The organism is Methylobacterium sp. J-072, from assembly GCF_022829425.1.
In the GTDB taxonomy this organism is placed as follows: Bacteria; Pseudomonadota; Alphaproteobacteria; order Rhizobiales; family Beijerinckiaceae; genus Methylobacterium.
In genome coordinates, this window is sequence record NZ_JAKSYK010000076.1 from 98399 (window position 1) to 119561 (window position 21163).

Genomic DNA, 21163 nt, shown 5'->3' on the forward strand with positions numbered 1-21163 from the left:
CATAACAACATATCAATTGCAAATATTATTGAATGTATTATTGTGCTCATGCCGGTATATGTAGAGAATGTCGCGTTCTTATTTTACATAAACACTGTTATATTGGAAACGAGAGGTATTTATTTAATCACGTCGGATGGGTAGTTGGCGCGACCGGCCGGCACATTGGACCGATGTTCCCGCCGGCGGACGCCGCACAGGTCCTTCCCGGCGGCGCCTTCGATCGGGAAGCGGCACCGCTCTCAACCCGCTGGCGTCGCCACTCCAGAGCGCGCGCGACCCGGCTCGGACATGCCGGGAGACACCGGCTCGCCGATGATCGAGGCCGAGGCCGAGGCCGCGATATCTTGGGGAACGGCGAGCACGACGATACCCGCGACAAAAAAAGGCCCGGCGCGGGGCCGGGCCTTGAAAGTCGAAATGCACGGGGACCGGCGCCGGGGCCAACGCCTCGGCGCCGGTGTGTCGGATCAGAAGTCGCGCTGGACGCGGAAACGGACCTGCGAGATCGAGTCCTGCGTCGCGGTGCGCGGCACGAAAGTGCCGTTGTTGATACCGGCGACGTTGGCATAGGCCGTCGGGCTCTTGTCCTGGTCGATCGCCCGGCCACGCTTCAGGCCAAGCTGTGTGTAGAAGCCCTCGACACCAATATCGAGGTCCTTCACCGGCGACCAGATCAGGCTCGCACCGGCGACGAACTGGTAGGTGTCGCGCAGCGCCTGGCTCAGCTGGTAGAACCGGGTGCCCGGTACGCCAACGGCATTGGCGCCGGTCGCGACGGTCGGGCTCACGAGGCCGTAGGCCGCACCCTGGGCGAGGCGAGCGCTGCGAGCGAAGCTTTGCTCGCCGTAGGAGCCGAAGAAGGCCGAGCGCCATTCCGGCGACCAGTAATGCAGGTACGACGCCACCGCGGTGAAGCTCTGCGAGGTTTGCAACTGGCCCGTGAAGGGATTGATTGTTGCATCGGCGAAGTACTGAGTGAGCTTCTGGCCCTGGATTGTGGCCGCACTCTGTGCGTAGGAGCCGCTGAACGCAGAGTAACCGGTGTAGAGCTGCGCGCCGTCGCCATAGGCGCCCTGCAGGTACAGAGCGTCACCGGGCGCGATGAACGGCGCGTTGACCTTCAGGCCGCCCTGCACCGCCCAACCCTGCACGCTGCTGGTGTGCGCGAGGCCGACGTTCGCGCCAGCGACAGGAGTTGTTGCGATGTTGCCGACGTTCAGCTCATGCGTCGCAGCCGACAGCTGAGCCGAGCCCCAGGCCTGATCGACGCGCAGGGCACCGACGAAGTCGGGAAGACGCTCGCGCTGGATGGCGTCGATGTTGGAGAAGCTCGACGGCACGCCCCGGGTGTAGCCGACGAAGACGGGGCTGACGGGGGCAGCGCCGCCCGACGGCGCGAAGATCGGCGTGCGGCGGAAGACCGGATCTTCGACCGACAGGGTCGCCGACAGGCCGTTGCCGAAGGTCGCCGTGTAGGCGAACAGGTTGGTGGAGGCGATGTCCGAACCCGCGGTGTTGCCCGTGATCTCGAAGTCGTGGGCGTAGAAGTCGAAGAACGACGACGCGCGACCAGCGGTCAGACCGGCGAACTGGATGAACGCCTTGTCGACGTTCACATACTGCTGATCGCGGCCGGCCTGATCGACGCCGGTGCCGCCGTAGGCTTGGCCGATACGCTCCTGGGTGCCGGACCGGCCGATGCCGGAATAGCCGGTGCGGCTGCCGGCATCGAGGCGCACGAAGGCGCGCAGGGTGCCGTAGGCGGTCTGCGTGCGGGCATCGAGGTTGATGCGCAGACGACCCTGGTAGCCCGACGTGTCGCCGCCATCCCCGCTCCTGCGGGAATTGCTGCCCATGTAGCCGCCCTCGAACCGGGCGCGGCCCGAGACCCGCAGGCAGGTATCGGTGCCCGGGATATAGAAGAAGCCGGCGCCGAAGGCGGAGCAGACGCGGACGTACTCGATCGGCGCCGCCTTCTTGACCGGCAGGTCGGCGGAATGGGCGGCTCCGATCGCCGCGAAGGCGGCGGCCGAGCCGAGCAGTGAGCTCTTCAAGAGCTTCATAGATATCTCCAAAGCTTCGAGACCCGATAACAACAACGACTCCGGGTTATCCGGTCGTCGCAGCGTTTATTTTTGTTTTTATCTGCAAATTTGACGGCATACTTCAGAGATATCTCGCGTCCGAGATTCCTCTTCGCCGGTCCATATGGTGGATCCGCGCTTATCCGAGCAACATCGATTTCATATCGACTCAAGGATTGCTTTATGTTGTTGCACACTCGCAACGTTCTGGAAGTAGTTATAAGTATTATTTTTCAGAATTTGAATGATATAACTATCGGCGTGTCGGATATTTATTACGATTTATATCGGACATATATCAAAAACTGGGATAATGACATTCCGTCCCTTGCAACGGATGCAGACATGCCTTGGCGCATGGGCCCAGCGCTCGCATTGGCCCGCAGAACCGCCTCGTACATCTGTTAAGCCGGCAAGGTTCAGCACCACATCGTTCAAACGCGACGGCCCCGAAGGCCGGCGGCTGGCGCGCCCGCGATGACGGTGATTCGAACGGATGGGAGAATCACTTCGGGGATGCGCGCATTCTGGCTGCCGCGGCAGCGCACCCGAGCGTTGGTCGCGCTGCCGCGCGAGTCCAATTCCACCTCGACGAGGCCGACGCCCAGGCCGGACGACTTACCGCCCCCTGGTGTGGGCGCCGGTCGAGAACATCGGGAAGGCCGCTATCGTATCCCGCCGGACTCAGCGTCCAAGGTCTTTGGCCAGGGCAATCGCCGCCTCGGTCTCGGCGTGGCATCGGATAGCTGGCCGGCGGCGGGGACAGCGCGAGGAGCGGACAGACGGTCCGCAGCGGCCTGTCCGGTGGAGCGAAATAGCGCGCGACACGGGTCGGGATCCGCGCGAGGCAGCGCCATCGATTCGCGGCGCAGTACCAGGCGCGATACGCGGCACCGGTCGGGCCTGAGCCATGCCTCGGCCGAGGTGGGCCACAAGAGGCTTGGCGGAAGGGCTATGCGCGGCGCCTGGGACGCCTGGGACGCAAGATCCCGCCTGTCCGTGCTGCCCGCAACGAAAAAGGCCCAGCCGAGGGCTGGGCCTTGAGATCCGTGATGCACGGGGGTCGGCGCCGGGATCGTATCCCCGGCGCCGCGTTTGCGGCTTAGAAGTCGCGCTGGACGCGCATGCGGAACGAGGAGACCGAGTCCTGCGTCGCGGTGCGCGGCACGTAGGTACCGTTGTTGATGCCGGCAACGTTGGTATAGGCCGTCGGGCTTTTGTCGAGGTCGATAGCCCGGCCGCTCTTCAGGCCGATCTGCGTGTAGTAGCCCTCGACGCCGATATCGAGATCCTTCACCGGCGACCAGATCAAGCTCGCACCGGCGACGAACTGGTAGGTGTCGCGCAGCGCCTGGCTCAGCTGGTAGAACCGGGTCCCCGGTGCGCCCACCGCGTTGGTTCCGAAGGGGTTGCTGCCGGCAAGTCCGCTCACGAGGTTGTAGATCGAGCCCTGAGCCAAACGAGCGCCGCTGGAGAAGCTCTGCTCGCCATAGGAGCCGAAGATGGCCGAGCGCCATTCCGGCGTCCAGTAGTGCAGGTACGAACCGACCACCGTGAAGCTCTGCGAGGTCTGCAGCTGACCGGTGAACGGGTTGACTGTCGCATCCGAGAAGTACTGGGCGAACTTCTGGCCCTGGATGGTCGTCGTGCTCTGAATATACGAGCCCGTGAAGGAGGAGTAGCCGGTGTAGAGCTGCGCGCCGTCGCCGTAGGCGCCCTGCAGGTAGAAGGCATCGCCCGGCGCGATGAACGGCGTGTTCACCTTTATGCCGCCCTGCACCGCCCAGCCCTGGACGTTGTTCGTGTGGGGCGGCACCACGATCGGACCCGTCCCCACGCTGGCGGTGTTGGACAAGTTGCCGACGTTCAGCTCGTGCGTGGCGGCAGAGAGCTGGGCCGAGCCCCAAGCCTGGTCGAGGCGCAGGGCGCCGACGAAGTCGGGCAAGCGCGAGCGCTCGATGCTATCGATGTTCCCGTAGCGGCCAGGACCCACGAAGATCGGGGTCGGTTGATTGGTCACACCGAAGTTCGATGCAGACCCAGTGCTTACCGTAGGAGAAATGCTATTCGGCGAGAAGATCGGGGTGCGGCGGAAGACCGGATCTTCGATCGAAATCGTGGCGGACAAGCCGTTGCCGACAGTCGCCGTGTAGGCGAGCAGGTTGGTGGAGGCGAGGTCCGAACCCGCGGTGGCGCCGGCGAACTCGAAGTCGTGGGCGTAGAAGTCGAAGAACGAGGACGCGCGACCGGCGGTCAACCCGGCGAACTGGATGAACGCCTTGTCGACGTTCGAGAACTGCGAGTCGCGGCCGAAGCTGTCGGTTCCGATGCCAGCATAGGCCTGGCCGATACGCTGCTGGGTGCCGGACTGACCGACGCCGGAATAGCCGGTGCGGGCGCCAGCATCGAGACGCACGAAGGCGCGCAGGGTGCCGTAGGCGGTCTGGGTGCGGGCATCGAGGTTGATGCGCATGCGGCCCTGGTAGCCCGAGGTGTCGCCGCCGTTGGTGCCGGCCTGACGCGAGTAGCTGGTCATGTAGCCGCCCTCGAACCGCGCGCGGCCGGAGAGACGCAGGCAGGTATCGGTGCCCGGGATGTAGAAGAAGCCGGCGCCGTAGGCGGAGCAGACGCGGACGTACTCGATCGGGACCGCCTTCTTGACCGGCAGGTCGGCGGCGTGGGCGGCTCCGATCGCGGCGAACGCGGCGGCGGAACCGAGTAGAGAGCTCTTCAAGAGCTTCATAGACATCTCCAAAGCTTCGAGACCCAATGATGCGGACATGTCCGGTTCTCCGGATCTTGCCGCACGTCTTGTAGGTTTGGCCTGCGTCTTAGGTGGCAGGCTCCTGCGGGCTCTCGCTTGGCGATGCCCCCGTGCACGATCACCATGTGCGAACGGGTTTCGGCGAGCAATCAGAATTCGGCTCGGATAAATTGGTTCCTGTGCGATGTTGCCGCCCGGCAACAATATCAGAACGCCTTAGCCGGCAACAGCTTGCCGGATGTAATGGTATGCATTCCGGAGCGGCAGCGGTGCTGCCGAACCGGGCACGGCCGGTGCCGCCCCGACCGGCCGGATGGGTCGGGGCGATCAGACCGTGTGGGATCTTCGCGAGTCACCGGCATCGCGCCGTCCGGGCGTCGGACACCCCGGTTCGGGGGGACGCGCCCGGCATCGGCTCACATCGGCGGCGTCAGGCCGTCCTTGCCGACGGCGACGCGGCGCGCCGTGATCGTGCCGTCCGCGCCGCGCGCGGCGACCACGAACGCCTTGGCGCCGGGCGCGATCGCGCCCGCATCCGCGGTCTCGAAGGTGACCACCGGAGCCTGAGGCGGGACCAGGACCTGAATCGACTGGCCCTTGCCGTAATCGACCGTGAGGGTGCGCTCCGCACCGCTGCCGCTCGCCTTCACGGTGCCGTTGGTCATCGCGCTCTTCACCCGGGGGGCGTCCGGCGCGGTCGACGGCCCAGCGGCCTTCACGGTGCCGTTGGTCATGGTGCTCTTCACCGCCGAGCCGCCGGTGCGATCGGGGATCACGTCCCAATCGTAATGGCCCTCGCCGGTGCCGCGCATGGATTCCGGAAACAGCACCACCTCCAGGGCCACCGGCGGCTCGCCCTTGGTGGCGGTGCCGATGAACACGCCATCCTTGATCTGGTCGAGCTGGGCCGGGACCACCCAGGACACCTTGGCGTCCGGCGCCAGGGTCATCCGCTCGCTCTTGCCGTCCAGGGTCTTGAGGGTGAAGCCGCCGTCCGCGACGGCCTCGATCGTGCCGCGCAGGCGCTCGGGCGGCGCGGCGGCCTGGGCCTGCGTGCCGAGCGTCAGCAGGCTCGCCAAGGCGAGTGTCGGGAGTTTTGCCATTTAGGGGTCCTCTCGCCGCGGAGACATGCGCGGCGAGCGTGACCTGGGACTCGGGGCGTCCGTGTCAGCCCCAAGCGCCTGTGACATCGCGACCGCCGGGCGGGGCGGTCAGCCGCCCAGACCCGGCGTCGATGCTCAGGCCGGGAGCGCCAGGAGGGCGAGGCCGGCCGCCGCGACCGCGCCGCCGAGCGCCGGGGCGGCCCGAGTCGCACCAAGCAGCGCGGCGGCGATGCCGAGGCCGATCCCGGCCGCGTGTAGGAGCGCGGTGGCGGCCAGGAATCCGAGGCCGAAGGACAGGCCTGAGGCGGTCTCCGGCATCTCGGCGCCGTGGGCGTAGCCGTGGAACACCGCGAACACCCCGACCAGGCTGGCGAGCAAGGCCACCGGCGCCCGCAGGCCGACGATCGCGGCAAGGCCGAACACCACGATGGAGAGCGCGATCCCGGTCTCGGTGTAGGGCAGCGCCACGCCGGCCATGCCCAGCCCCGCCCCCACGCTCATCAGCGCCAGGAACGACAGCGGCAATGCCCATAGGGCCCGGCCGCCGCGTAGCGCAGCCAGCAGGCCGACCGCGACCATCGCCAGCACGTGGTCGGCCCCCATCAGCGGGTGCAGGAAGCCGGCTTCCGCGCCGAGCGCGGCCCCGTGGCCGGGATGGGCCAAAGCCGCCTGCGGCAGCAGCGCGAGTGCGGCTGGAAGGGCGGCCAGGGACGAGACGAGGGGTGCGGCGAGCAGGCGCTTCATCGGGTATCCTTCGAGGGTCTCCCCAAGATGTAGCGCCGATCCCGCAGCTCTGCGAGGGGCGCCGCCCAGGGGGCCCTCAGAGCGTCATCGCCGCGTGGACCGCGTCCGGCTCCAACGGCTCCAGGAACGCCGCCCCGATGCCGTGCTCGAAATGCCGGGCGACCCGGGCCGCCCGGCTGCCGACCCAGATGGTCTCGCCGAGCTCCAACGCCTGGTCGACCAGCAGGGCGATGCCCGAGGCCGAGACGTTGAGGACGTGCCCCGGGAAGGTCACCCCGGATTCCAGGGTGATCACGGCGGTCTTCTGGGCCGGCACGATGCGGCGGTGGCCGCGGATCGGCTCCAGGGAGAAGTTCTGGGCGCGTGCCAGCGTCACGAATTGCCGGGCCAGCCCGTTGAGCGTCGCCCGGCCGCCGCGGACCCAGACGACGAAGTCCTGGCCGGACACCTCGGTGATCCGCACCTCCAGCTGCCCGATATGGCGAATGCTGCAGGTCAGATCCTCACCCGCCGCCAGCCGGGCCGAGGACCGGAGCCGGATCCCCTCCGCGGTGACGTCGGCCGTAACTGCGTAGAAATCCGGCCTGCGGATGTTCCAGCAGAGAGCAGGCAGCACGACCATGTGCCGTTGGCTCGTCATGCCGGTCATCGACCTGTCATCGGTGTTCGATCCATCGACGGGCTTCTGCGATGGCGAAGCCTGCGAAGGTCTTCCGAATTTCATTAAAATCGATTCGTCTGCAGGCCGTCATCCAACGGAGACTTCAATCTACAACTCGAGGGCGCATGCAGGCCTGTAAAGGCTCAGCATCGCGAGCAACGGCGGAACTCCGGCTTCCGGTGCGCGTAACGGTCACGCCTTCGGGCGCGCCGCGCGGGAGGAGATGAGCCTTGGAGATCATCCACGACGACCCGCCGATGCCGGAAGAGATCGCCGCGGGCTTCTACCCGGCCTTCGAGGACGGCTGGCGCCGCGCCGAGATCGCCGGCCGCTTCGGGATGCTGGCCTTCGTGGCGATCTGTGCGCTCGGCCTCCTCGGGCACGGGCCGTTCAGCGAGCGCACCCGCACCAACGCCGACGATTCGATCACCATCCGGTACGAGCCGGTGGTCCGGTTCGGCGCCCCGACGATCCTGCGGCTCGACACCCGCGTGCCCCCGGGCGGCGACAAGGTCGCGGTGACCATCGCCAAGAACCTCGTCGACCTGTTCGGGCTGGAGAGCATCACGCCCCGGCCCGAGACCTGGCAGATCGCCGGCGCCAACATCCGGCTGGTCTTCCCGGTGCAACAGGGCGAGACCCGCGCGCTGATCCGCTTCACCGGGTCGCCGAGCTTCCACGGCGGCGTCGACCTCACGGCCCATCTCGACGCCGGCGAGACCCTGTCCTGGTCGCAATACGCGGTGCCGTAGCCATGAACACCGTCGTCAAGGCCGCGGCGGCCTATCTCATCGTCCTGTTCGTGATCCGGTTGATCGGGCGGCGCACGGCCAGCCAGCAGGCGCCGATCGACATGGTCGTGCTGTTCCTGTTCGGCGGCCTGAGCGTCAGCGCGGTGCTCGGCGACGACCATTCCTTCACCGGGGCGATGAGCGCGCTGCTCACGGTCGGGCTGATGCACGTCGCCGTCTCGTGGCTGAAGCTGCGCGTCGTCTGGTTCGAGCGGATCGTCGACGGCACGCCGATCGTGGTCTATCGCGACGGCATCTGGGACGAGGCGCGCATGCGCCAGCTGCGCATGCAGCAGGCCGACATCCGCACCGCCGCCCGCCAGCAGGGCCTGGACGATCTCGACAAGGTCGCGGTCGGCATCGTCGAGCGCGACGGCAAGGTCTCGATCATCGAGAAGGCGTGACGCGAGCCGCCGAGCTTGCATCGGCGCCCTCCGGGGGCGCTGCGGATCATTTGAATATAGGATACGGTTTCGAGCCGGCGCCGACAGGGTCGAGCCGGCGGTTCGGCATGAGCGGCGGCGGCCCCTCCGCTCCGACGGGGCGGAAGGCCGGCGGCTCGATCGCACAGGACAGGATTTCCCGTGAGAGACTTTTCCGCACCCGGACGCTCCCCGGTCTATGCCGCGAACGCCGCCGTGGCGACCTCGCATCCGCTCGCGACCCTGACGGCCATCGAGGTGCTGCGCGCGGGCGGCAACGCCGTCGATGCCGTCATCGCCGCGGTGGCGGTGCAATGCGTGGTCGACCCGCTGATGACCGGCATCGGCGGCGATTGTTTTGCCCTCTATGCGCCGGCCGGCGCGTCCAAGCCGATCGCACTGGACGGCTCGGGCCGGGCGCCCGCGGCCGCGACCCCCGATTGGTACGCCGAGCACGGCGTCGCGATCACGCCGACCTCGCCGCACGCGGTCACGGTGCCGGGGGCGGTCGGGGCCTGGGACCTGCTGGTGCGCCAGCACGGCACCCGTCCCTTGAGCGAGTTGCTCCAGCCGGCGATCGGCTATGCCGAGGACGGGTTCGTGATCCAGCAGCGCGTCGGCTGGGATTGGCTGCGCTGCGCCCCCCGGGTCGCGGGCGATCCCCACGCCGCCGCGACCTACCTGCCCGGCGGCGCGGCCCCGGCGATCGGCAGCGTCTTCCGCCTGCCGAAGCTCGCGGCAACGCTCCGGCGCATCGCCGAGGAGGGCCCGCGCGGCTTCTATAAAGGGCCGGTGGCCGACGACATGGTCCGTCGCCTGAACGAACTCGGGGGCCTGCACACCGCGGATGATTTCGCCGCCGCCCGACCGGACGTGGTTACGCCGGTCTCCACCCGCTACCGCGGCTACGACGTCTACGAATGCCCGCCCGCCGGCCAGGGCCTCGCCGCGCTGATGATGCTGAACGTGCTCTCCCATTACGACGTGGGCGCGCTGTCGGATCTCGACCGGCTCCACCTGTTCGCCGAGACCTGCAAGCAGGCCTATCACCACCGCGACGTGCTGTTCGGCGACGCCGACCTCGCCCGGGTGCCGGTGGAGCACCTGCTGTCGGATGCCTGGAAGGCGGCCGCCCATGGGGCGATCGACATGGACCGGGCGCGGCCGCCCGAGATCTATCCCGAGATCGCCCGGGAGATCGCGGAGGAGCGGGCCCACAAGGACACCGTCTATCTCTGCGTGGTCGACCGGGACGGCAACGCGCTGTCGCTGATCAACTCGGTGTTCCAGGGTTTCGGCTCCGGGATCCTGGCGCCGGAGAGCGGCGTGCTGCTGCACAATCGCGGCCTGTCCTTCCGCACGGAGGCCGGGCACCCGAATAGCATCGGGCCGGGCAAGCGGCCGATGCACACGATCATCCCCGGCATGCTGATGAAGGACGGCCAAGCGGTCGCGCCGTTCGGCGTGATGGGCGGCCATTACCAGGCCATGGGCCATGTCGAGCTGCTGTCGGGCATCCTGGACCGGGGCCTCGATGTCCAGGCGGCGCTCGATGCCCCGCGCAGCTTCGCCTATGGCGGCAGCCTGGAGCTGGAGGGCGGCATCTCCGACGCCGCGATGGCCGGCCTGATCGAACGCGGCCACCCGGCGATCCGGGCGCCGCTGCCGCTCGGCGGCGGTCAGATCATCTGGATCGATCGCACGGCCGGCACGCTGGTGGCCGGCTCCGATCCGCGCAAGGACGGGGCGGCTCTGGGGTATTGAGGGGCAAGCCCCCCGCATTCGCGGCTACCGGACCAAAGGTGTCCAGACATGGCGTCGGTCCCCTCTCCCGTGCGGGCTACGGCGTTCACACATCGGCACTCAATAGGGCGCGACGAACCCCCTCTCCCGTGCGGGAGAGGGTTGGGGTGAGGGATGCGACATCTCCGGAAAGACCTGTTCCCTCACCCTGTCCCTCTCCCGCACGGGAGAGGGGACCCGCACCTGATCCTGCAACCGTGTTACCCAGCCCGATATGTGAGTCCGGTAGCCCGTGCGGGAGAGGGACAGGGTGAGGGGTGCGACCTCCCCGGAAAGACCGGATCCCTCAACTCACCCCTCTCTCCACAAGCGGGGCGAGGGGAAAATCGCCCGCGCGCCTCAGCGAACGCGCAGGCCTTTGCACAGCGGGTCGGAACCCGCTCCGTCAATCCGCAAGCTGCGCGGCCGGCGTGGTCCCCTCAGGCCCGCATCCGCACATAGGTCCCCGGCGCCGGGCCGAGGGACGGCAGCGCGTCGCCGCCGGGCTTGCGGGCCGGGACCCGCTCGGAGGCCTGGGCCTCGATCCACTGGAACCAGTAGGGCCACCACGAGCCCTTGGTCTCGGCTGCGGCGGCGATCCAGTCCTTCAGCTCGCCCTTGACCGGGCCGCCGGTCCAGTAGCCGTATTTCGGCTTGTACGGCGGGTTGACCACCCCGGCGATGTGGCCGGAGCCGGCCAGCACGTAATCGACCTTGCCGCCGAAGGTTTTGGAGCCCTCGAACACCGAGATCGCCGGCGCGATGTGGTCCTCCCGGGTGGCGAGATTGAAGATCGGGACCTGCACTTTCTTCAGGTCGAGCCGGACGTTGCCGAGCACCATCCGGCCCTGGGCCAGGCTGTTCTCGAGATAGCAGTTGCGCAGGTAGAACGAGTGGTTCGCCGCCGGCATCCGGGTGGCGTCGGAATTCCAGTACAGAAGGTCGAACGCCGCGGGCGGCTTGCCCTTGATGTAGTTGTTGACGACGTAGGACCAGATCATGTCGTTCGGCCGCAGCATGTTGAAGGCGTTGGCCATGCGGCTGCCCTCCAGATAACCGCGCTCGGCCATCCGCGCCTCGACCTCCCGGATCTGTTCCTCGCCGGCGAAGACCTTGAGGTCGCCCGCATGGGTGAAGTCGACCTGGGTGGTCAGCAGGGTCGCGCTCTTGATCCGGCGGTTGCCCGTGGCGGCCTGCATGGCGAGCGTGACGGAGAGCAGGGTCCCGCCGACGCAGTAGCCGGCCGCATGCACCTCGGTCTCGCCGGTGGCGACCCCGATCGCGTCGATCGCCGCCTCGATGCCCTCGCGCATGTAGGATTCGAAGTCCTTGTCGGCGTGGCGCGCGTCCGGGTTCACCCAGGAGATGCAGAACACCGTCAGCCCCTGGTCGACCATCCACTTCAGGAAGCTCTTCTGGGGATTGAGATCGAGGATGTAGAATTTGTTGATCCAGGGCGGCACCATCAGGAACGGGCGCTTGAGCACGGTCTCGGTGGCGGGCGCGTACTGGATCAGCTCGATCAGGTCGTTGCGGAACACCACCTCGCCGGGGGTCACGGCGATGTTGCGCCCGACCTCGAACCCGCTCGTATCGGTCTGGCGGACCCGCAGCTGGCCGCCACCGGCCTCCAGATCCTCCTCGTACATCTTGAGGCCGCGCACGAGATTGGCGCCGCTCTCCTTCAGGGTGTGGCGGATCAATTCCGGGTTGGTCGGCAGGAAGTTCGACGGCGACAGCATGCTGGTGAGCTGACGCAGGTAGAACTGCGCCTTGTGGCGGGTGTGCTCGTCGATGCCCTGGGCCTCGTCGACCAGTCCCTCGGCCCAGCGGGTCGCGATCAGGTAGCCCTGCTTGAGGAAATCGAAATACGGGTTGGTCGACCATTCGGCATCGCTGAAGCGCGCGTCCCGGGGCTCCGGGACCGCGACCGGATCGGCCTGCTGGCCCTGGAGGCGCAGGTAGGTCGAGCCCCAGAGCGTCAGGAACGCCTGGGAAAGCCTGGCCTGGGCCTCGGCGCTCCGGTTCGGATCCGACATCCACGCCTCGGCGACCTGGCCCAGCGTCTTGACCGCCTCGTTGATCTCTCCGGAGGTGCCGCCGGCTTGGGCTTCGGGCGTGAGCATGCGGGCGGCGCTGCGCCCCAGCGCCTCCACGAACTGCCCGGCATTGCGCGACAGGGCCTCGATGTCCGGCAACGGCGGTGTGATGCCGTCCGGCATCGCGCCGTTGGCCAGGGAAGTCCGAGCGGCTGCCGGGTCCGGCGCCTGCGTTCGCGGGCTCGTCACGCGTGCCTCCCTGTGTATGTTTCGGCTCGACTGATCATGAGCCTCGTTTCCGACAAATTAGGGAGCGAGCGAGAGGTTGCACCAGCCCGGCCGCACAGGTCGTCGAAACATCCGGGCGTTCTTCTCATACCTTTGTGCCCATCCTGTGTGCCCATGCGCCGCGCTTTTTTGAACCCGGCTTCGTCCGCCGCCCGGCCTTCCGCACGGCTGAAACCGGCGCGGGGCTTCGCGCTGGCTGTCCTGGCTCTGTCGGCTGGGCTGCTCGCCGCCTGCTCGGGGGATGCGGTGCGCACGCTCGCCACCGATGCCGGCTACGGCCCCCGGGTCGTCGCCGCGCCGGATTTCGTGACCGAGTCGCGCGGCAAGGAGGCGCCGGCCTTCATGCCGGTGGGCGTCGATGCGCCCAAGCGCCCGGTCCGGGCCAAGTCGTCGGAGGGCCAGAAGGCCCTGGAGGCCGAGCTCGAAGGCGCCCGCGGCCGCAACGAGTCCCGCGGGCGCGCTGCAGAGAGCGCCGGCCGTGGGGCTGCGGCCGCGATCAAGCCGGCCCCCGCGGCGGCGCAATAGCGCGCCCGATCCGGACCGGATTTTTGAGGGTCGGCGGCGGCGCGCAACTCTGCTAGAGCGATTCGTTCGCGCGCCCGCCATGAACGAGAGACGCCGGATTCGGGACGCGCCGATGGACACGCCGATGACCGATTTCCACCGCATCAAGCGCCTGCCGCCCTACGTGTTCGAGCAGGTCAACCGGATCAAGGCCACCGCCCGAGCTCAGGGCGCCGATATCATCGATCTCGGCATGGGCAACCCCGACCTCGACGCCCCCAAGCACGTCATCGCCAAGCTGTGCGAGACGGCCGGGCGTCCGCGGACCGACCGCTATTCCGCCTCGAAGGGCATCGCCGGGCTGCGCAAGGCCCAGGCCGGCTATTACCAGCGCCGCTTCGGCGTGAGCCTCAACCCCGACACCCAGGTGGTGGCGACGCTGGGCTCGAAGGAAGGCTTCGCCAACATGGCCCAGGCGATCACCGCCCCGGGTGACGTGGTGTTGGTGCCGAACCCGAGCTACCCGATCCATGCCTTCGGCTTCCTGATGGCCGGCGGCGTGATCCGCTCCGTGCCGGCCGAGCCGACCCCGGCGATGTTCCCGGCCCTCGAGCGGGCCATGCGCCACTCGATCCCGAAGCCGGTCGCCCTGGTGGTCTGCTATCCGTCGAACCCGACCGCCTACGTGGCCGATCTCGATTTCTACCGGGACCTCGTCGCCTTCGCCAAGCAGCACGAGCTGATCCTGCTCTCGGACCTCGCCTACGCGGAGGTCTATTTTGACGGCAACCCGCCGCCCTCGGTCCTTCAGGTCCCGGGCGCGATCGACTGCACGGTAGAGTTCACCTCCCTGTCGAAGACCTATTCCATGGCCGGCTGGCGCATGGGCTTCGCGGTCGGCAACGAGCGTCTGCTGGCGGCGCTCTCCCGGGTGAAGTCGTATCTCGATTACGGCGCCTTCACGCCGATCCAGGTCGCCGCGACCGCGGCGCTGAACGGCCCGGACGACTGCATCGACGAGATGCGGGCGACCTACCGCAAGCGGCGCGACGCGCTGGTGGAATCCTTCGGCAAGGCCGGCTGGACGATCCCGTCGCCCGCGGCCTCGATGTTCGCCTGGGTGCCGATCCCGGAGCGTTACCAGGAGATGGGCAGCCTCGAATTCTCGAAGCTGCTGCTCGAAAAATCCGACGTCGCCGTGGCGCCGGGCATCGGCTTCGGCGAATTCGGCGACGCGTATGTCCGCATCGCGCTGGTCGAGAACGAGCAGCGGATCCGGCAGGCCGCGCGCAACATCCGCCGGTTCTTCGACGGCGGCGACAAGACCCTGCACAACGTCGTGCCGCTGGCCCGGGCCGTCTGAGGCCGATCTGATTGTTGCCGGCGGGCGACAGGCGTCGTCAAAGGCGTCGTCGTCCCCCGCCGGCGCTTGTCAGAGCGGATCGCGATGCGCAGGGTCGGGCACGGGGGTCCTCCCGCGTCCCGAGTGTTGCATGCGCCGCCTGAACCTCATCGCCGCCCTGCTGCTCGCCGCCGCGGCCTCGGCCTGCGCGCCGAACCCGATCATCGCGCGGGATCCGGTGCCCGCGCCGGGCCCGACGGATGCCTATGCCTGCGACTCGAAGCCGTTGCCGGTCAACGCCTTCATCTCGGATTGCCGGCCGGTGCCGGCGAGCCCGCAGGTGGTCCTGCGCGCCCGCGGCTGACCGGGTTCCGGTTAACCGGTCGGTCCGCATGCGCCGGACAGGCCGCCCGCGATAAGCTAGAGTGTAGGCCTGACGCCGGCCCGGCCGGCCCCGTGACGGAGCATTGCGTGAGCACCAAGACCCTGATCGCCGCCGGATTGCTCGGTCTCGTCGCCCAGGGGGCCGCTGAGCCCGCCGCCGCCGAGCCGGCTTTCCCGCCGGGGATCCCGCAGCCGCGCGCCTACGTGTTCAGCGCGCCCAACGGCCCGACGGTGCTTCAGGCCGAGGGCTGCTGCCAGGTGATCGTGCCGCCGGGCCGCCCCGATCTCGCCGTCCCGCCGGTCCCGGTGGCCCAGGTGATGAACGGCGGCGGCTTCGGCTATACCGGCTTCGACTATTACAACGACCAGATCACCGAGGGCCGGTTCGGCGCGCAGCGGCGTCCGAAGGAGTACGTGATCGCCCCGTCCTACATCGTGCCGCCGCGCTACTGAGCGGACCCGACGCGCGCGCAGAGCGAAGCGATCCGGCAACGCGCCGTCTCGTGGACGAACGCGATGACGCGTGAGGATCCGCCCGCCGTTTACAGGCCGGCCCCCGGGCGGTATCACCCCGGCCCGACACCGCAACCCCATTCCCGAAAAACCAAATGCGCGCCGAGATCGAGCAAGCCTCGGATGCCGCCAAGCAGTCTATAGGGCTGCTGAGGAGGCATCTTTGACTGGGATACTGTCGATAAACGCCTCGCGGAGCTGAACGCAGCCTCCGAGAACCCCGACCTGTGGAACGACGCCGACGCCGCGCAGAAGGTCATGCGCGAGCGCCAGCAGCTCGACGAGGCGGTCTCCTCCATCCGCAAGCTGGAACGCGACCTCGAGGACGGTGCGACGCTGATCGAACTCGGCGAGATGGAGGGCGACGAATCCTCGATCCGCGAGGGCGAGGCTGCGATCCTCGCCGTCGAGAAGGAGGCGGCGAGCCGCCAGGTCGAGACCCTGCTGTCCGGCGAGGCCGACGGCTTCGACACCTACCTCGAAGTCCATGCCGGTGCCGGCGGCACCGAGAGCCAGGACTGGGCGAACATGCTCCAGCGCATGTACGCGCGCTGGGCCGATCGCCGGAAGTACAAGGTCGACATCGTCGAGTGGTCGGACGGCGAAGAAGCCGGGATCAAGGGCGCCACGCTCCTGATCAAGGGCCACAACGCCTATGGCTGGCTCAAGACCGAGTCCGGCGTGCACCGGCTGGTGCGGATCTCGCCCTACGATTCCAGCGCCCGGCGGCACACCAGCTTCGCCAGCGTCTGGGTCTACCCGGTGATCGACGACCGGATCGAGATCGAGATCAAGGAATCCGACTGCCGGATCGACACCTACCGCTCGTCCGGCGCCGGCGGCCAGCACGTCAACACCACCGACTCGGCGGTGCGCATCACCCACAACCCGACCGGGATCGTGGTGGCCTGTCAGCAGGAGCGCTCCCAGCACAAGAACCGCGCCACGGCGTGGAACATGCTGCGCGCCCGGCTCTACGAGGCCGAGCTGAAGAAGCGCGAGGAGAAGGCCAGCGCCGAGGCCGCGGCCAAGACCGATATCGGCTGGGGCCACCAGATCCGGTCCTACGTGCTCCAGCCCTATCAGCTGGTGAAGGACCTGCGCACCGGCACCCAATCCACCGACCCGGACGCGGTGCTCGACGGCGCCCTGGATCCGTTCATGGAAGCCTCGCTGGCCCAGCGGGTCTATGGCGGTGCGGAAGAGGTCGAGGACATCGACTGAGTCTTCTTGTGCGTCGGGACGGTTGCTGCCTCCCGCGCGTTTTCCTCCCCCGCTGAGCTACGACGTTCACACATCGTTGCCGGATGGGAGCAACGGCCGGACCCAGGCGCGTCTCCCTCCCCCCTCTGCGGGGGAGGGTGGGCCTCGCGTCAGCGAGGGTCGGGAGAGGGGAACCCGGATTGAGGACAAGGCGTGACCGGCATGACGGGCAAAGCCCAATCCTGCACCGTCGCTCCCCTCTCCCGACCCCCTGCGGGGGCCACCCTCCCCCGCAGAGGGGGGGAGGGAGAGCCGCGGTGTCTCCAGCGTATCCTGCCGACCCCGATGTGTGAATCCGCTCGCCCGCTGAGGGGGGAGGGTGGCCCGCGAAGCGGGTCGGGAAAGGCCACTGTCCGGTCGTGCGTGACTGTGGCGACGGTCCCAAAGCTCACCGGCCGGTGTAGCCGAGGGGCGCGGGAGCCGTCCGCCACGCGCGGGGAAAGGCGGCCGATCGCGGCCCCTCAATACTTCCGCACCAGCGGCGCCGGGGCGGCCGGCGGCGGGGCGCCGAACACGTAGCGGAAGCCGACCGAAACGATGTCGGCGCTGGAATCGACCACGCCCGCGAAGGCGATGTTGCCGACATTGTAGTCGCGCCCGATCCCCGCGAGCACGCGCGACCGGTCGAGGAAGAAGTGCGAATAGGCCAGGTTCAGGGTCAGGCGCTCGTTCCAGCGGTAGCTGGCGCCCACGGAGGCGATGTAGCGATCGCCGTCCGGCAGCCGCACCGAGCGGTTGCGGAAGTCGATTGGCGAGGATTCGTAGGCGAAGCCGGTCCGCAGGGTCAGGTTGGGGGCCGCGTCGTACTCGGCACCGATCGAGTAGGTGTAGCCGTCCTTGTAATTCAGCGGCAGGTTGTTGACCGGCACGCCGAGGCGGTTCGACACGATCCCGACCGTCCCGAGCCGGGACCACTGGTCCCACTCGAAGCCGAGATCGACCCGGGCGACCGGCGAGATCGCCTGGACGAGGCCGACGCTGAGCTTGTCCGGCGTGTTGAGCTTCGCGTGCACCTGCCCGGCCAGCGGCGCCAGCGCCACCAGCGGCACGCCGATCGAGCCTTCGATGTCGTGGTGGACCGACGAGCGGTAACCGATGCCGATCACGGTGCCGTCACGGGGCGTCAGGGTGGCGCCCGCCGTGAAGCCGACGCCCCAGGATTCGCCCTTGAGGAACCCGCTCGGATACAGGGACGGCGCGATGCCGGGGATCGGCAGCGCCTGCCGCAGGGTCAGCCGGAAATATTCGATGTTCGGGCCGGCGGCGAGCGACAGCCACTCGTTGACCTTGAACCCGATCACCGGATTGAACGCCAGCGTGAAGATCCGGGACGAGCGGCCATAGACCTCGCCGGCCCAGACCTGGTTCGGCTTGGTCACGAGGCCGAAGGGCGCGCCCGTCGAGAGGCCGAGCCACAGGCGGTCGTTGAGCTGGTAGGAGGTCGCCCCCGCGGGCACCACGGCGCCCTGACCGATATCGCCGGCATTGCCGAGGCCGGCAAAGCCGGGATTGGTCCCGGGCGCGGTCCGGATCTCGGAGGAGAGGCCGATATAGGTGAGGTTCTGCTCCGCGACGAAGCCGGGGTTCATCGTGATCGTCGCGGGGTTCCAGAAGATCGACGAGACGCCGCCGGAGCCGGCGGCCGCGCCCGCGAAGGACAGGCCCTGGGCCTGGGTGCTCTGCTCCCGGATGCCGAACGCTCCGGCCCGGGCCTCCCCGGCGCCGAAAGCCGCCACCGAGGCCGCGAGCACCACCGCGCGCATTGTCCCGCCCATCTCGCTCCCCCGACCCCGTTTGGTTTGCCCGGCGCCCTGATTCGACCTTGCGTACCGGCCCGGCGCTGTTGCCGGTATGGTGCAGGTTTCCGCCGGTGGATCGCAACGACGATTTCTATTCCGGCTCGGGCGCAGCGTTCTGATCGGCGGCCGAGAAGGAGCAGGTTTTACTCCACACAGGCGCAACGAAAACTGATCTTTCGCAACACAGACTGTTCTTCTCCGAGCCGTCGCGACCGTGAACAATAGATCATGGCGCATTCAGATATGCACTTTTTCGCCATGATGTTGCCAAGTTGTGACACCCGGGGATCGTGTCTGATCGACCAGACGCGCTTGCACCGGCGGGGATGCGCGGCCATGGTCCCGGCGTCCGGCGCAGACCGGTTCCAGGGAAGGATTGAGGAGTCGCGGCGATGAAGCTCTTTCGGCACGGCCCGAGCGGCGACGAGAAGCCCGGCCTCGTGGATGCGCAAGGCGGCCTGCGTGACCTCTCGAGCCTCGTGCGCGACATTGCCGGGCCGGCGCTCGCGCCCGAATCCCTCGCTCGGCTGCGCGCCGTCGATCCCGAGAGCCTGCCGAAGCTGCCGCCGGATACGCGGCTGGGCCCCTGCGTCGGCGGCACCCGCAACGTCATCGCCATCGGGCTCAACTTCGCCGACCACGCCGCCGAGACCGGATCGCCGATCCCGGCCGAGCCGATCATCTTCAACAAGGCGCCGTCCAGCCTGTGCGGGCCGAACGACACGGTGATCATCCCCAAGGGCTCGGCCAAGACCGACTGGGAGGTGGAGCTCGCCGTGGTGATCGGCCGCCGGGCGAGCTACGTCCACGCCAACGAGGCGCTCAGCTACGTGGCGGGCGCCTGCATCTGCAACGACGTCTCCGAGCGCGAATGGCAGCTGGAGCGCGGCCCGACCTGGACCAAGGGCAAGAGCGCGCCGACCTTCGGGCCGCTCGGCCCCTGGCTGGTGACGCTGGACGAGATCCCCGACCTCAAGAACCTCGCCATGAGCCTCGACGTGAACGGCGAGCGCCGCCAGACCGGCTCGACCGCGACGATGATCTTCGACGTGCCCCAGCTCGTGGCCTACGCCTCGCACTTCATGCTGCTGGAGCCCGGCGACGTGATCACCACCGGCACACCGCCGGGCGTGGGCCTCGGCATGAAGCCGCCGCGCTACCTGAAGGCCGGCGACGAGATGGTCCTGCGCATCGAGCGCCTGGGCGAGCAGCGCCAGACGGTGATCGCCTTCGACGATTGGACCGCGAAGGTCTCGGCGGGTGAACCGACCCATTGAAGCGATGCCGTCGCCTCCGCACCGGATGGCGGCGGCCCGCAGGGCGCTTGATTTTGGCCACCGATCCCACTCAAGAAGACATCATGAGCCAAGCCGCCGACCCGCACGCCTCCGATTTCCGCCACGACTGGAGCGTGGCCGAGATCCGCGCGATCCATGATCTGCCGCTGCTCGATCTGGTCTATCGGGCCGCGGCCGTGCATCGGGCGTACAACGACCCGAGCGACGTCCAGCGCGCCAGCCTGCTCTCGATCAAGACGGGCGCCTGCCCGGAGGATTGCGGCTACTGCTCGCAATCGGCCCACCACAAGGGCACCGGCCTGCCGCGCCAGCGCCTGATGCCGGTGGAGACGGTGCTGGCCGAAGCCGCCGCCGCCAAGGCCAACGGCGCGACCCGGTTCTGCATGGGCGCCGCCTGGCGCAGCCCGCGGGACGGCGCGGAATTCGATTCCGTGCTCGACATGGTGCGGGGCGTGCGCGGGCTCGGGATGGAAGCCTGCGTCACCCTCGGCATGCTGACCGCCAGCCAGGCCGAGCGCCTGGCCGAGGCGGGCCTCACCGCCTACAACCACAACCTCGATACCGGACCGGACTATTACGACAAGATCGTCTCGACCCGGACCTACGCGGACAGGCTGAACACCCTGGAGCGGGTGCGCGAGGCCGGCATCGGCGTCTGCTGCGGCGGCATCATCGGCCTCGGCGAGGGGGTCGGCGACCGGGTCGCGATGCTGCAGGTGCTGGCCAACCACGCACCGCATCCGGAGAGCGTGCCGATCAACGCACTAGCTGCCGTCCCCGGCACTCCGCTCGGCGACACGGCCGCGCCGGTCGATCCGTTCGACATGGTGCGGATGTGCGCCACCGCCCGCATCGTCATGCCCAAGGCCCGGGTGCGCCTGAGCGCCGGACGCAAGGCGCTGAGCCGGGAGGCGCAGGCCCTGTGCTTCCTCGCCGGCGCCAATTCGATCTTCTACGGCGAGCGCCTGCTCACCACCGCCAACAACGAGGCGGATTCCGACGCCGCCCTGCTGCAGGATCTCGGCATCCGGGTCGCCGAGCCGATCCTCGCCGCGGCGGAATAGCGGTTCAGCCCTCCGCCAGCACGATCCGGAACCGGGCCCCGCCCACGCCCGGGTCGAGGGTGAGGGTGCCGCCGTTGATCGCGATCAACTCGGCCGCGATCGGCAGGCCCAGCCCGGTGCCGCCCGAGCGCGTCGAGCCCTGGAACGGCGAGAACAGGTTCTCCCGGGCTCGCTCCGGCAGGCCGGGGCCGTTGTCGGTCACCAGGATGGTCACCCGGCCGGGCTCGTCGCGGCTGGCGGCGACCCGCACCTCGGCGTCTGGCACCCCGGCGCCGTCGAGCGCCTGGACCGCGTTGCGGACGAGGTTGGCGAGCG

General features: G+C 68.5%; 18 protein-coding genes. 10 read left to right on the top strand and 8 right to left on the bottom strand.

Annotated elements, in window-relative coordinates; genetic code table 11:
* Positions 1–470 precede the first annotated feature (470 nt).
* The 5 genes from MKK67_RS07835 to MKK67_RS07855 form a co-directional block, all read right to left on the bottom strand.
* Entirely contained in the window at positions 471–2066 is a 1596-nt protein-coding gene (locus MKK67_RS07835) for a porin (RefSeq protein ID WP_243963238.1), read from the bottom strand.
* 1123 nt (positions 2067–3189) lie between these two features.
* A complete protein-coding gene (locus MKK67_RS07840; protein ID WP_243963239.1) occupies positions 3190–4830 on the bottom strand; it encodes a porin in 1641 nt (546 codons plus the stop codon).
* A gap of 437 nt (positions 4831–5267) precedes the next feature.
* Positions 5268–5954, bottom strand: coding sequence for a metal ABC transporter permease (locus MKK67_RS07845; RefSeq protein ID WP_243963240.1), 687 nt, complete (start codon positions 5952–5954; stop codon positions 5268–5270).
* A 135-nt stretch (positions 5955–6089) separates the two neighbouring features.
* Positions 6090–6698 (bottom strand): HupE/UreJ family protein, encoded by a 609-nt coding sequence (locus tag MKK67_RS07850; RefSeq protein WP_243963241.1) that lies wholly within the window; start codon positions 6696–6698, stop codon positions 6090–6092.
* A gap of 76 nt (positions 6699–6774) precedes the next feature.
* Positions 6775–7338: a PilZ domain-containing protein gene (locus MKK67_RS07855; RefSeq protein ID WP_243963242.1), complete on the bottom strand. Its 564-nt coding sequence runs from the start codon at positions 7336–7338 to the stop codon at positions 6775–6777.
* A gap of 251 nt (positions 7339–7589) precedes the next feature.
* On the opposite strand from MKK67_RS07855, the gene MKK67_RS07860 reads away from it, so the two are divergent.
* The 3 genes from MKK67_RS07860 (at position 7590) to MKK67_RS07870 (ending at position 10336) form a co-directional block, all read left to right on the top strand.
* The gene (locus MKK67_RS07860) at positions 7590–8111 is read left to right on the top strand and encodes a hypothetical protein (RefSeq protein ID WP_243963243.1); all 522 of its coding nucleotides are present in this window, start codon (positions 7590–7592) and stop codon (positions 8109–8111) included.
* 2 nt (positions 8112–8113) lie between these two features.
* On the top strand, positions 8114–8554 hold the full coding sequence (locus tag MKK67_RS07865) for a DUF421 domain-containing protein (RefSeq protein WP_243944408.1): 441 nt from the start codon (positions 8114–8116) through the stop codon (positions 8552–8554).
* A gap of 180 nt (positions 8555–8734) precedes the next feature.
* Positions 8735–10336, top strand: a complete 1602-nt coding sequence (locus MKK67_RS07870; protein WP_243963244.1) for a gamma-glutamyltransferase family protein — start codon at positions 8735–8737, stop codon at positions 10334–10336.
* 458 nt (positions 10337–10794) lie between these two features.
* Here the strand turns inward: MKK67_RS07870 and MKK67_RS07875 are convergent, their stop codons facing one another.
* Positions 10795–12576: a PHA/PHB synthase family protein gene (locus tag MKK67_RS07875; protein ID WP_243963266.1), complete on the bottom strand. Its 1782-nt coding sequence runs from the start codon at positions 12574–12576 to the stop codon at positions 10795–10797.
* A gap of 219 nt (positions 12577–12795) precedes the next feature.
* Here MKK67_RS07875 and MKK67_RS07880 point away from each other — a divergent pair, with 219 nt between their 5' ends.
* The 5 genes from MKK67_RS07880 (at position 12796) to prfB (ending at position 16648) form a co-directional block, all read left to right on the top strand.
* Positions 12796–13206, top strand: a complete 411-nt coding sequence (locus MKK67_RS07880; protein WP_243963246.1) for a hypothetical protein — start codon at positions 12796–12798, stop codon at positions 13204–13206.
* A gap of 124 nt (positions 13207–13330) precedes the next feature.
* Positions 13331–14548: an LL-diaminopimelate aminotransferase gene (locus MKK67_RS07885; RefSeq protein ID WP_243963267.1), complete on the top strand. Its 1218-nt coding sequence runs from the start codon at positions 13331–13333 to the stop codon at positions 14546–14548.
* A gap of 130 nt (positions 14549–14678) precedes the next feature.
* Complete coding sequence (locus MKK67_RS07890; RefSeq protein WP_147855602.1) at positions 14679–14891, top strand: hypothetical protein; 213 nt, start codon at positions 14679–14681, stop codon at positions 14889–14891.
* A 107-nt stretch (positions 14892–14998) separates the two neighbouring features.
* Entirely contained in the window at positions 14999–15364 is a 366-nt protein-coding gene (locus MKK67_RS07895; RefSeq protein WP_243963248.1) for a hypothetical protein, read from the top strand.
* A gap of 155 nt (positions 15365–15519) precedes the next feature.
* A protein-coding gene (gene prfB, locus MKK67_RS07900) for a peptide chain release factor 2 (RefSeq protein WP_243963250.1) occupies positions 15520–16648 on the top strand; the annotation gives its coding sequence in 2 pieces (ribosomal slippage) (positions 15520–15588 and positions 15590–16648; 1128 coding nt in all).
* 500 nt (positions 16649–17148) lie between these two features.
* Here the strand turns inward: prfB and MKK67_RS07905 are convergent.
* Positions 17149–18462, bottom strand: coding sequence for an OmpP1/FadL family transporter (locus MKK67_RS07905; RefSeq protein ID WP_243963252.1), 1314 nt, complete (start codon positions 18460–18462; stop codon positions 17149–17151).
* A gap of 416 nt (positions 18463–18878) precedes the next feature.
* Here MKK67_RS07905 and MKK67_RS07910 point away from each other — a divergent pair, with 416 nt between their 5' ends.
* Positions 18879–19763, top strand: a complete 885-nt coding sequence (locus MKK67_RS07910; RefSeq protein WP_243963254.1) for a fumarylacetoacetate hydrolase family protein — start codon at positions 18879–18881, stop codon at positions 19761–19763.
* Between the two features lie 83 nt (positions 19764–19846).
* Complete coding sequence (bioB, locus tag MKK67_RS07915) at positions 19847–20848, top strand: biotin synthase BioB (protein ID WP_243963255.1); 1002 nt, start codon at positions 19847–19849, stop codon at positions 20846–20848.
* Positions 20849–20852: 4 nt separating this feature from the next.
* Here the strand turns inward: bioB and MKK67_RS07920 are convergent.
* Positions 20853–21163: ATP-binding protein (locus MKK67_RS07920; protein WP_243963258.1), on the bottom strand; the 311-nt coding region annotated here is incomplete at its 5' end.